General features: G+C 30.2%; 11 protein-coding genes. 7 read left to right on the top strand and 4 right to left on the bottom strand.

Annotation, left to right across the window (positions count from 1 at the left end; translation table 11 throughout):
• Nucleotides 1-28: 28 nt before the first annotated feature.
• Nucleotides 29-259 carry a glutaredoxin family protein gene (locus HMPREF2782_RS07810; protein WP_004839446.1) on the top strand — a complete coding sequence of 77 codons (231 nt, stop codon included), beginning with the start codon at nt 29-31 and terminating at the stop codon, nt 257-259.
• Between the two features lie 135 nt (nt 260-394).
• On the opposite strand, the gene HMPREF2782_RS07815 is transcribed toward HMPREF2782_RS07810, so the two are convergent.
• From HMPREF2782_RS07815 to HMPREF2782_RS07830, 4 genes are all read right to left on the bottom strand, one after another.
• Nucleotides 395-1,228, bottom strand: coding sequence for a KilA-N domain-containing protein (locus HMPREF2782_RS07815; protein ID WP_070642061.1), 834 nt, complete (start codon nt 1,226-1,228; stop codon nt 395-397).
• Nucleotides 1,229-1,593: 365 nt separating this feature from the next.
• Nucleotides 1,594-2,412, bottom strand: coding sequence for a MurR/RpiR family transcriptional regulator (locus tag HMPREF2782_RS07820; protein WP_019118702.1), 819 nt, complete (start codon nt 2,410-2,412; stop codon nt 1,594-1,596).
• 24 nt (nt 2,413-2,436) lie between these two features.
• Complete coding sequence (locus tag HMPREF2782_RS07825) at nt 2,437-3,942, bottom strand: PTS transporter subunit EIIC (RefSeq protein WP_070642064.1); 1,506 nt, start codon at nt 3,940-3,942, stop codon at nt 2,437-2,439.
• A 13-nt stretch (nt 3,943-3,955) separates the two neighbouring features.
• A complete protein-coding gene (locus tag HMPREF2782_RS07830) occupies nt 3,956-4,627 on the bottom strand; it encodes an N-acetylmannosamine-6-phosphate 2-epimerase (protein ID WP_070642066.1) in 672 nt (223 codons plus the stop codon).
• 464 nt (nt 4,628-5,091) lie between these two features.
• Here HMPREF2782_RS07830 and ilvA point away from each other — a divergent pair, with 464 nt between their 5' ends.
• From ilvA to HMPREF2782_RS07860, 6 genes are all read left to right on the top strand, one after another.
• The gene (gene ilvA, locus HMPREF2782_RS07835; protein WP_070642069.1) at nt 5,092-6,276 is read left to right on the top strand and encodes a threonine ammonia-lyase; all 1,185 of its coding nucleotides are present in this window, start codon (nt 5,092-5,094) and stop codon (nt 6,274-6,276) included.
• On the top strand, nt 6,277-7,707 hold the full coding sequence (locus HMPREF2782_RS07840; protein ID WP_070642072.1) for a UDP-N-acetylmuramoyl-L-alanyl-D-glutamate--2,6-diaminopimelate ligase: 1,431 nt from the start codon (nt 6,277-6,279) through the stop codon (nt 7,705-7,707).
• Nucleotides 7,704-8,906 carry an aminoacetone oxidase family FAD-binding enzyme gene (locus HMPREF2782_RS07845; RefSeq protein ID WP_070642075.1) on the top strand — a complete coding sequence of 401 codons (1,203 nt, stop codon included), beginning with the start codon at nt 7,704-7,706 and terminating at the stop codon, nt 8,904-8,906. The genes HMPREF2782_RS07840 and HMPREF2782_RS07845 overlap by 4 nt, the downstream gene beginning before the upstream one ends.
• Nucleotides 8,899-10,191: an NAD(P)H-dependent oxidoreductase gene (locus tag HMPREF2782_RS07850; protein ID WP_019118696.1), complete on the top strand. Its 1,293-nt coding sequence runs from the start codon at nt 8,899-8,901 to the stop codon at nt 10,189-10,191. The genes HMPREF2782_RS07845 and HMPREF2782_RS07850 overlap by 8 nt, the downstream gene beginning before the upstream one ends.
• A 381-nt stretch (nt 10,192-10,572) precedes the next feature.
• Nucleotides 10,573-11,649 (top strand): NAD(P)-dependent alcohol dehydrogenase, encoded by a 1,077-nt coding sequence (locus tag HMPREF2782_RS07855; RefSeq protein ID WP_060802884.1) that lies wholly within the window; start codon nt 10,573-10,575, stop codon nt 11,647-11,649.
• The gene (locus HMPREF2782_RS07860) at nt 11,650-12,531 is read left to right on the top strand and encodes a GTP-binding protein (protein ID WP_070642077.1); all 882 of its coding nucleotides are present in this window, start codon (nt 11,650-11,652) and stop codon (nt 12,529-12,531) included. It abuts the gene before it with no gap.
• Nucleotides 12,532-12,612: the final 81 nt, after the last annotated feature.

Consider the following 12,612-nt stretch of genomic DNA (forward strand, 5'->3'; position numbering starts at 1 on the left):
AGATTTATAAAAAAAGATTGGAGAAAATATGAAAAAAGTAACAATTTACACATCAAACACCTGCCCACATTGTAAGGCAGCAAAAAATTATTTAAAAGAAAATAATATAGATTTTGAAGAAAAAAACGTAGACGAAGATAGAAGCGCAATCGACTATCTAGTAGAAAATGGCCACAGAGGAGTTCCGGTAATAAATATAGACGGAGAAGACATTGTAGGCTTTAACAAAGAAGTAGTAGATGAAAAATTAGGATTATAAAACAAAAACCCATCAGAGCAAAGAGAAATCTCAAAATTAGTTAAATATACAGAAATATCTAACAAAAGAGATCTCTCGACAAGCTCGAGATGGGTTGTTTTTTTATTTATGTAATTACTTTGAAATTACTTAGATTTATTTTAATTTTTTTATTTCTGAATTAAGATTTTCAAGTGATATCATTTGAGTTCTAGCTAGATTTCTAAGCTCCATCATTCTTTCTTTTTGTCCAACGCCTTTTCTTATTAGGACTGCATTGTAGCTTTCCATATTTGCAAGTACTAAAAGCTCGTTTAGATTTGCATAGTCCCTCATATTTCCTTTCAAATTAGGATTTTCTTCTCGCCACTGTTTTGCTCTTTTATTAAAGAGAGCCACATTAAGCATATCAGCTTCATTTGCATATTTAAAAGATAATTGCTCATTCGTCAAATCATCTAGCAAATATTCTTTTATAGCATCTGTATGGATTTTATAATTTATTTTTGATATTTCTCTATGTAGATTCCATGTTAATGATAAATTTGAATTTTCATCTGCCTTTAATCTCTTATAATCTTGAATAATATATAGTTTAAATTCTGGGGAAAGCCAAGATGCAAATTCCATTGCTATATCATAATGAGCATAAGTACCACCATATCTACCAGCTTTTGAAACTATACCAATAGCTTGTGTTGATTCTATCCATTTACTTGGTGTCATTGTAAATCTGTTTAGTCCTGACTCGTTTCTAAAGGTGTCGAATTGCACACGGTTAAATTTCGGATTGTTAAGAACCTCCCATAAGCCTATAAATTCAAGAGTGTTCCTATTTCTCATCCAGTTTTGAATAACAAATCTTGGGTCATCTGTGTTTTTATATTTTGCTATATCTGTTAGACTTAAATAATCATTTTTAAAATCTTTTGTATAAACTTGAATAGAAAATCCTTTAGCGGAGATTTCTTCTTTTTTTAATTTTGACATTTACTAAACTCCTTATGTTGGTGTACTCTTTACAAGAATTATTATATAATAAATGCTCTAAGTATAAAATCAAATATTAAATTTTAGATTATTAAAAGCTATTATTTACTTTGAAGATAAAAAAATTTAATAATAAAAATACAATGCTAAAAATGTTAATCAAAAATAAATACAAAATCAAATAAAAACTTTAGCTTAAAAGTAAATAAAATCAGCCACCCATCTCGAGCTTGGTCGATAGATCTCTTAAATTAAATTTATCTAATCATTAAATAAATTCAAGCATTATCTAAATCTTTTACTAATCCAAACATTCTATTTGTAAATAAAATAATTTATTCCACAAAAAAAAGTGAGCTTATAGCTCACTTTTTGTCTTCTTCTAAGGCATCTATTGTTTTTTTGTGGAGAAGTTTTCTGTAATCATCTTCTAGGTTATTTTTTATGATTTTATTGTAGCAAAAATCCATAAAGACTAGAACTGGAAATTGTGGGGAGATTATATTTCCACCTCTCAAATCTTCTATTGTTGGAATAATTACTTTTTCGTCCACAAATGAAAAATTATCTTTTGAATTTGATGTTACAAGAATTGTTTTTGCGCCGTTTTCTTTGGCTTGTTTTAGGGCGAAAAGAACGGATTCTTTGTTGGCTGAAAGGCTTATGCCAATAAGCAGAGAATTTTCTTTTTGAAAAACTGCCCTCATTCTCATTTCATCTTGATAATCTATTGCCATTACTAAAATTCCAAGCCTTGTAAGTCTTGATTGCATTTCTCTTGCTACAAGTCCCGAACTTCCTATTCCCACAAACAATACTGATTTTGATTTTATAATCAAATCTGCTATTCTATCAATTTGTTCGTTGTCGATAAGGGATGGAAACATATTTAAAATTCTTCCGTAGGTGTTTAAAACTTCTTCTACATTAAATGAAGATTTGGAAATTCCTTTTAAAAATCCTTCTTCATACCTGTAAATAAATTCTCTATATCCCTTGAAACCACATTTTTGTGAAAATCTTGTTATGGATGATTCGGAAACGTGGAGTTTGTTTTTGATATTTTTTATTGAAAAATCTTCCTTGTGTTTATTTTTTATAAAATAATCGGCAATTAGTTTTTCAACTTCTGTAAATTTATCATAACTATCAACTATAGCAACAATGGCGGAATTTTTTATCATGGCTACCTCTTTTATTGAAATCTTCTAATCAACTACTCCAAGTATATCATTAATTTCATTTTTGTATAAGACTGCCTTTGCTCCATAGATTACTTGAACTCCTCCTGGCACGTCAAGAACTCCTGTTGCCCCTGTTTGTTTTAAAATATTTTTATCAACAATTTTTGGATCTTTTAAATTTACTCTTAGCCTTGTTATACAAGCGTCAACGTCAATTATATTTTCACTTCCACCAAGTGCATCTAAAATCACAAGAGCTTCTTCGTGAAGATTTGAATTTGAATCTTTTTTAACTTCTTTTTCATCAGCTATTTCATCATCGCCTCTTCCTGGTGTCATTATATTAAATTTCTTTATTAAGAAAGAGAATGAGAAATAGTAAAGAGCTGCCCAGATTAATCCAAATGGAATTTCTAATAACCAGTGAGTCTTTTCATTTCCTTGGAGTACACCAAATAAAATAAAGTCAATTACTCCACCAGAAAATGTATTTCCAATATTTATATTTAATAAATCAGCAATTAAGAATGATAAACCGTCTAAGAATGAATGGAAAACATATAAAAGTGGTTGAACGAAAAGGAACATATATTCAAGAGGTTCTGTAATTCCTGTAATAAATGAAGTTAAAGCAACTCCCAAAAATAATCCCTTTAATTTTTTCTTATTTTCTTCTTTTGCGTTCTTATACATAGCAAGAGCAGCTGCAGGCAAACCAAACATCATTGTTGAAAATCTTCCTGCAAAAAATCTTGTACCTTCTGTAAATAATCCAACGTGATTTGGATCAGCTAATTGAGCAAAAAATATTTTTTGAGCACCAACAATTTGCTCTCCAGCAACCATTTCAACACCACCAAGTTCAGTATACCAAAACATTGGATAAATCATGTGATGAAGTCCAACAGCTCCAGATAATCTCATTAGCATTCCATATAAAAATGTTCCAAAAACACCAAGCTTTGCAATAGATTTTCCAGCAGAAATTAATAAGTGTTGGAAAGGTGGCCAAACTATAAAGAAAAATACTCCGACAATAATTGCAACAAAAGATGTAACTATAGGAACAAATCTTGATCCACCAAAAAATCCTAGAACTTGTGGCAATTGAATATTGTAATAATTATTGTGAAGATAAACTGCAATAAGACCAATAACCAAAGCACCAACAACACCAGTATCAATTGGATCTCCATCTGGATTAAAAATTGAAAGAAGAGTTGATATAGTTGCATTCATTACCAAAAATCCAACGGCACCAGCAAGAGCTGCAACTCCTTTTTCTCTGTTTGCAAGACCAACCATAATACCAATACACAAAAGCATGGCAAGATTTGCAAAAATTATATTACCAGCACCAGCCATAACCTTAAAAATAGTTTGTAAAACACTATTTGCTAAAAAAGGATAGGCATCAATTGTAGCTTGTGATGAAAAAGCACCACCAATTCCTAAAAGTAAACCTGCGGCAGGCAACAACGCTATCGGTAGCATAAAAGCCTTGCCGACTTTTTGTAAATACTTAAACATATTTCCTCCTAAATTATTTTTTTAAAACATCAGCAAATTTTTGGGTTATTAATTGAGGTCTAGTAATTGCAGAACCAACTACAGCAGAAAATACCCCACAAGCAAAAACTTTTTTTAAATCTTCTGGCGTATTAATTTTGCCTTCAGCTATAACAGGCTTGTTTGAAAATTCTACAATTTTTTTAATAGACTCAAAATCAGGACCATCAAAATTATTACTATAAGAAGTGTAGCCAAAAAGAGTTGTTGAAATAATATCAAAGCCAAGATCTAAAGCGTTTTTACATTCATCAATCGTAGAACAATCCGCCATGGCATAAATATTATTGTCATGAATTAATTTGAGTAAATCTATTAATTTTTCATCATTTGGCCTTTTCCTATCAGTTGCATCAAGAGCAATTATTTCGCACTTAGAATCAATTAATTCTTCAATTTCTTTTTTAGTTGGAGTGATATAAACTTCGCTGTCAGGATAATTTTTTTTAATAATTCCAATAATTGGTAAGTCAACTTGTTTTTGAATTTCTTTAATATCCTCAACAGATTGAGCACGAATACCACTTGCTCCGCCGATTTTTGCAGCAAGAGCCATTTTTCCCATAATAAAACTAGAATGAAGAGGCTCATCATCTAAGGCTTGGCACGATACAATTAATTTCCCCCTTAATTTTTCTAAATCCATATAACCTCCTTATCTATTTACTTTATTAAATTATATAAAAACAAGAAATTGTTTTCAATTATATGAACTAAACAGGTTAGTCTTTCAAAAAGCGACAAATTTAAGACAAAAATAAAAGAATTTGGAAGTACTTTCAAGGTATTTGAAAAAAATTTTAAATTAGCAAAAAATTTTAAATTTTTTAAATTAATTTTTTTAAGTTATATATTCGTGCTAGATGACTTGCCTACGCATTTAAATTTATAAAGAAATTTTTAAATTTTAAAAAAATAAAATATATCTAACAAAAAAACGTTTTTCGTAAATATTTTTTTAAAATTTTACAAAATAAATTCAAAATAATTTATTTTAAAGATTGAAATTATGCGATTAATTTTATTTGGCAATCTTTTTTCAAAAAAATATAGAAAAACATTCTTATTTCCTTTTTCTTGTGATATAATTTAAGAAAAAGGAGGCATTTTATGTTTGATTTTAAAAGTGCAAAAAAAAGAGTAGACGAAGCTATTAACCCAACACATTTATTTTATTCTGAAATTTTCTCAGATTTATCAAAAAACAATGTGTACATTAAACCAGAAAATTTACAAAGAACTGGTTCTTTTAAATTGAGGGGAGCTTATAACAAGATTTCAAAAATGGATGAAGAATCAAAATCCGTTGGAATCGTAACCGCATCAGCTGGAAACCACGCCCAAGGTGTAGCATTTTCTGCAAATCATCAAGGCATCAAGGCAATTGTTTGTATGCCAGAAACAACTCCAATGATTAAAGTTGATGGAACTTTAAAATATGGAGCTGAAGTTGATCTTCACGGACAAACTTTTGATGAAACAAATACATACGCTCAACAACTTGCCAAAGAAAAAGGATATACTTTTATTCCTCCATACGATGATGAAGATGTAATTGAAGGACAAGGAACAATTGCTCTTGAAATTTTAGAAAGTTTACAAGAAGCTGACTACATATTAGTACCAATCGGTGGCGGTGGACTTGTTTCTGGTATTGCAAAATGTGCAAAAGAAATGAAACCAGAAATCAAAATAGTTGGTGTTGAACCAGCAAATGCTGCATCAATGCAAGCTGCTATGGAAAAAGGTGGCCCAATAACTTTGGATTCTGCTGATACGATCGCAGATGGAACTGCTGTTGCAAGAGTTGGAGATATTACTTACGAAATTTGCAAGGAAAATGTTGATGAATATATTTCTGTAACTGAAGAAGAAATCATGGTAGCCTTGACTACTTTGATGGAAAAACATAAACTAGTAGCAGAGCCTTCAGGAGCATTAAGTCTTGCTGCAAGTAAAAAACTTGGTTGCAAAAATAAAAATGTTGTTTGCGTAATCAGTGGTGGAAATATTGATATGTCATTTATTTCTCAACTAATCCACAAGGGACTTTATGAAGACGGAAGAATTGCAAGATTTACAGTGGAACTTCAAAATGCACCTGGAAAGCTTAGAGATCTTCTTGATGTTATAGCTTACACAAAAGCAAATATTGTTGAGGTACTTCACGATAGCCTTGCAGCAACTAGTAGATATAAAAATATCCAAGTTGAAATAACCCTTGAAACAAATGGAAAAGACCATATCAGGAAGATTAAAGAATTACTTACTGAGAAAGGATACAATATTCATTAAATGAAATTAGAAAAGATACTAGAAGAAATTTCCTACATTTCAAAAAATATTCAAAATGATAGAGAAATTGTAGGAGTTTCTTCAAATTCAAAAGAAATAAAAAAAGATTTTATATTTGTAGCGATAAGAGGATTTGAATTCGATGGACATAATTATATAGAAAATGCCCTAGAAAATGGAGCATCAACTATAGTCTATACAAATGATGACGTTGAATTTAAAAATGGAATAAATTATATAAAAGTTGAAGATGCAAGATTAGCTCTTGCAAAAATTTCAAATTTCTTATCAGATTTTCCATCAAAATCATTTAGAATGATTGGAGTTACAGGAACAAATGGGAAAACTACAACTGCAAATATAATCTCATTTCTTTTGAACAAACTGGGAGAGCCTTGTGCAAATATTGGTACAGATGGAGCTTTTTTTAACGGCAAAACTTTACCAACTGAGCATACGACACCAGAAATTACAGATATAAACTATATTTTAAATGAAGTCAAAAAAGATGGAATTAAAAATGTAGTTATGGAAACATCATCTCATGGTTTGTGTTTAAAAAGAAACTATGGAATCGACTATGAGTATGGAGTTTTTACAAATTTATCTCCAGAACACATGGACTACCATAAAACTATGGACAATTATTTTATGGCAAAAATGATTTTATTAAATCATTCCAAAAAACAAGTCGTGAATTTAGACGACGATTATGGTAAAAAATCCAAAGAAATTTTCAAAGATGCCCTTACAATTTCTATAAACGAAGATTCAGCCTATAAGGCAGAAAATATAAAAAGAGTAGATATGGGTCTTGAATTTTTTGTAAATGGTGTAAAATTTCATCTAAAAAGATTTGGGCTATATGATATTTATAACTCTCTTTGTGCAATAGCAATTGCAAATGACCTTGGTTTTGAATTGGAAGAAATTTCCAAAGCCCTAGAAGGATTTAAGGGAGTAAAATCAAGATTTGAATTTATAGAAAATGACCTTGGAATAAATATAGTAGTAGATTTCGCTCATACACCAAAGGCTTTTGAAAATATTTATAAAGACCTACCAAAAAATAAAAAAATATTCTCTGTATATGGAATAACTGGAGATAGGACTTATGACATTAGAAAAGCAGTAGGAAAAATTTCTGCCAAATATAATATTTTTTCAGTAATAACAACAGACGATCCTAAATTTGATACCTTTGAAAATATTTCAAATCAAATTAAAGAAGGTGTAGATGAAAATAATGGAGAGTGTGTACTAATTAAAGACCGAAAAGAAGCAATAAAATATGCCATAAGCCATGCCAAAAAAGATGATTTCGTTCTATTACTTGGCAAAGGAGAAGAAAATTTCATAAAATTAAAGGGAAATATCAAAACCTACTACAACGAAAAAGAAACCATAAGGGAAGTTCTAGAAGAATTATGAGAATTTTTGTAATAGGAGCAGGGGTAAGTTCGCTTGCCTTCTGCTCTTTTTTAGATAATAAAAATATAACAGTTTTAGATTCAAACAAGGATAGTGGAAGAAAACTCCTTGCCACAGGAAACGGCAGGTGTAATTTTACAAATTTAAAGCTTTCCTATGAAAATTTTTATTCACAAGAAAAAGATTTTGTAAATTATTCCTTGGACAATTTTTCAAACAAAGATTTGATAAAATATTTTGAATATTTGGGGATAGAATGGACAAATTTGCCATCAGGAAGATGCTATCCAAAAACAATGAGCTCACAGACTGTAAAAGATGTTCTTATGATGAAGGCAGATGAAAATGCAAAATTTATTTTTGACCAAAAAGTTTTGGATATAGATTTTGACAAAAAATTAATCATAACAGAAAAAAATAAATATAAGTACGACCTTCTTGTGATTGCATCTGGTGGAAAAACTTTAAAAAATTCAGGTTCTGATGGTTCTATTTTTAAAATTTTAGAAAAACATACAAAAATCGAAGATATGACTTTTGGAATTACAAATTTTAAGGCAAAAAATCCCCTATCAAAAAAAGCTAAGGGTGTTAAGGTAAATGCAAAAGCAAGTTTGAAAGTAGATGGAAAATTTATAAAATCATCAACTGATGATGTGATTTTTCAAACTTATGGCCTTACAGGAACTGCGATTTTGGATCTTTCAAATTTAATTTCTCTTGCCTTAAAAGATGGTAAAAAAGTTAGTCTTGACATTGACTTTTATCCAGAGTATAAAAAAGATGGACTTTTAAAGAAATTAGAAGAAAAGTCAAAAAGATTTCCTAATAGAAATATCGAAGAATTATTAATTGGGAATTTAGATAAAAAACTCATAATTGATATACTTAAAAGGGTTAAAATAAATTCTGGCAAAAAAAATATTTCAAGAAAAGATTTGGAAAAAATTTCAAATATTTTGAAAAATCTTTCTTTTGATATTATGGATATAAATGACAAGAACAACGCCCAAGTGACTTTGGGAGGAGTATCTTGTAAGGAAATCGACAAGAAAACTATGAAATCTTTAAAAATTAAAGATTGTTATTTTATAGGAGAGGTCATGGATGTTGCTGGAGATTGCGGTGGATATAATATTCAATGGGCATTCTCATCAGCAAAAACTGCCTCAGAGGATATAAGGAGATTAAATGTTTAAGATAAATAGAAAGCTAAAAGAATTAAAACACAATGGAGAAAGAATTTCTTTGGCGATAATTGGTTGTGGAAAAATGGGAGCAAGTCTTATAAATCAATTGGGAGATATTGATGCAATAGAAGTTTCTCTTGTAATAGAACACACACCACAAAAAGCAAAAATTGCCCTAATTGATTCAGGAATTTCTGAAGATAAAATTATAAATACAGACTCATACGACGAAGCTTACGAGGCTTTGAACAAGGGTTTTGTTGTAGTAAGTTCAAATTATAGACTTGCTTACAAACTTTTACAAATTACAGCCGTAGTTGATGCAACAGGAAATCCACCATTTGGAGCAGAGCTTGCAGCAAAATCAATTCAATATCATAAGCATTTTATTACACTCAATGTAGAATGTGATGCAGTTGTTGGACCAATTCTTTACGATATGGCAAAAAAAGCTGGAGTTGTTTATACAGGAATTGCAGGAGATGAGCCAGGCTCAATAATAGATCTTTGCGATTTTGCTTATGGAATTGGACTTGAGATTTTGGTTGCAGCAAAAGGAAAAAATAATCCATTAGATAACTATGCAAATGCAGAAATTTTAAAAGACCAAGCAAAAGAAAAAGGACTTTCTCCAAGAATGCTAACAAGCTTTGTCGATGGAACAAATACCATGATAGAATTAAATTCAGTTTGTAACTGCCTTGGATTTTTGCCAGATACATTTGGCTGTCATGGAATTGCTACAAGCCCAGAAACTGCCGTAGAAGATTTTAAATTAAAAGAAGACGGTGGAGTTTTATCATCATATAAAACTGTAGAATTTTCACCAGGAATGGCTCCAGGAGTATTTCTAATTGTAACAAGCGACAAAAAAGAAGTAAGAGATTTGATGAAATTTTTAGGCTTTGGCGATGGTCCAAATTATTTATTATTTAGACCATACCACTTAACAAGCCTTGAAACACCAATTACAATCTACAACGCAGTTTTAGAAAATGAGCCAACAATAGCTCCACTTCACGGTCAAGTTGCCGATACAGTTTCAGTTGCAAAAAGAGATATAAAAAAGGGAGAATATTTAGAGGGAATAGGATCAGATAAAGTATTTGGAAAATTAACCGACCACACAAGATCAATAAAAGAAGACCTACTTCCAATAGCCCTAATCACAGAAAAAACAAAAGCCATAGTAGACATTCCAAAAGATACAGTAATAAATTTATCGATGATAGAACTTGACGAAGAAGCAACAATAACAAAATTAAGAAGAAGACAAAATTCAATGAAATTATAGAAATAAAAAGACTATAAAGCGTAGATAAATATAAATATAGATGGCATTATATTTTTAAAATAAAATATTAGTCAAATTTATACTTTGTCAACAAGCTAAAGACTGCATAGGCAGTCTTATTTTTTTGCTCTATTTAATCTGCAATTATTTTTTTCTAGAAAAAATTTTTAAAATAATTTAAAAATTAAAAATAAAAATTTGATTTGTGAAATTTTAATTTTATTATGATAGTATTGTGCATTAGTTTAAAGTTATTGTTTTCATCAAAATTTAAAATAGAAAAATAAAATGATAAATGATTGACAAGTATTGAAAGATAAATTAAAATTAAATTGTAAATAAAACATAGAATAAAAAAAATTTAAAAATAAGGAGGACTCTATGAAAGGGTTTGCAATGTTAGGAATTGGTAAGACAGGTTGGATCGAAAAACCGGAACCAGAAATGGGACCATTAGATGCTCTTGTTAAACCAATAGCTTTGGCTCCATGTAGTTCAGATATTCACACAGTTTGGGAAGGAGCTATCGGAGATAGACACGATATGATTTTAGGTCATGAGGCTGCAGGAGAAATTGTAAAAGTTGGAGAATTGGTTAAGGATTTTAAACCTGGTGATAGGGTTTTGGTTCCAGCTATTACTCCAGATTGGTCATCTCTTGAAAGTCAAGCAGGTTTTCCTATGCACTCAGGTGGAATGCTTGCTGGATGGAAATTCTCAAACTTTAAAGACGGTGTTTTTGGAGAAATTTTCCATGTAAATGATGCTGATGCTAACCTTGCTTTAATTCCTGAAGGGGTAGATCCAGTTTTAGCTCCAATGTTATCAGACATGGTTACAACAGGATTCCACGGAGTTGAACAAGCAGATGTTCAATTTGGTGATGAAGTTTTGGTAATTGGAATTGGACCAGTTGGTTTAATGTCAGTTGCAGGAGCAAATTTAAGAGGAGCAAGTAGGATTTATGCAGTAGGTACTCGTCCAAACTGTGTTGAAGCTGCTAAATTTTATGGAGCAACAGATATAATTTCTTACAAAGACGGATCAATTTCTGAACAAGTTCTAGAACTTACAAATGGTAAGGGAGTTGATAGAGTTATAATTGCTGGTGGAACAGTTGATACATTTGAAGAAGCAATCAAGGCTATGAAACCAGGTGCAAAAATTGGTAACGTAAATTATCTTGACGGTGGAGATTACATTAAAATTCCTAGAGTTGAATGGGGAGTTGGAATGGGCCACAAAGTAATTAGTGGAGGCCTAACACCAGGTGGAAGACTTAGAATGGAAAAACTTGCTAAACTTGTTTCTTGTGGAAAATTAGATCTTTCAAAACTTGTTACCCATAAATTTAATGGATTTGAAAAAGTTGAAGAAGCTTTATACTTGATGAAAGATAAGCCAAGAGATTTAATTAAACCAGTAGTAATAGTAGCAGAAGATTTAATGGAAGATTAGATGAAAATAATAATAGTATCAGGATTTTTGGGAAGTGGAAAAACAACCTTTATAGAAAAATTATCAAAAAAATTGGATGATGTAGTAATTTTAGAAAATGATTATGCCAAGGCAAATGTAGACAAAGATTTATTAAAAAATACGGGAAAAGAAATTTTATCCTTGGAAGAAGGCTGCATTTGTTGTTCAAAACAAAAAGATTTTGCAACAACAGTTATGAGCATAGAAAATACAATAAATCCAGAATATTTGATAATTGAGCCAACAGGTTTGGGATATCTTTCTAAAATAATTGAAAATATTAGTCCAATTGAATATGAAAAAATCAAAATTTTAAAACCAATAGCCATAGTTGACTATTACAGTATCGATAAGATTATTGGAGAATATAAAGAACTTTTCCTAGATCAAATCCAAAATTCATCCTATATACTATTATCAAAAACTGAAAATATAAGTACAGAAAAAATCGAAAAAGAAGCAAAAAAACTTGAAGACTTAACAAAAGCTAAAGTTTTTACCACTCACTACAAGGATTTTGATAAAAAAGAATGGGACTCTCTTATTGGGGAATATGACAAGGAATCTCTAATAAGAGGGGACTATAAACATTTGCACCTTGATAATTTGGCATATGAAAATGTAGTTTTCAAAGATTTCAATGAACTTGGAACAAATTTTAATGCAGTTTGCCAAAATAGGTTTGGAAAACTAATTAGGGCAAAAGGTCTTGTAAATGTAGAAGATAAAAAGGTCAAAGTAGATGTGGTCGATAATAAATTTTCAGTAGAAAAATACGAAGGAGAATCTTTTACAAATTCTTTGATATTTATCGGAGAAAATCTAGAAGAAAAATCCTTTGATATACTTTTTAAAAAATAATTAAAAGAAGCCAAAAAACTCATTGAATTAAGGATTTTATAAAAGTAAGTTCAAAGATCTTTGGGTGATAAGTAAAAAGGC

The organism is Anaerococcus sp. HMSC068A02 (assembly GCF_001811125.1).
Lineage (GTDB): Bacteria > Bacillota > Clostridia > Tissierellales > Peptoniphilaceae > Anaerococcus > Anaerococcus vaginalis_C.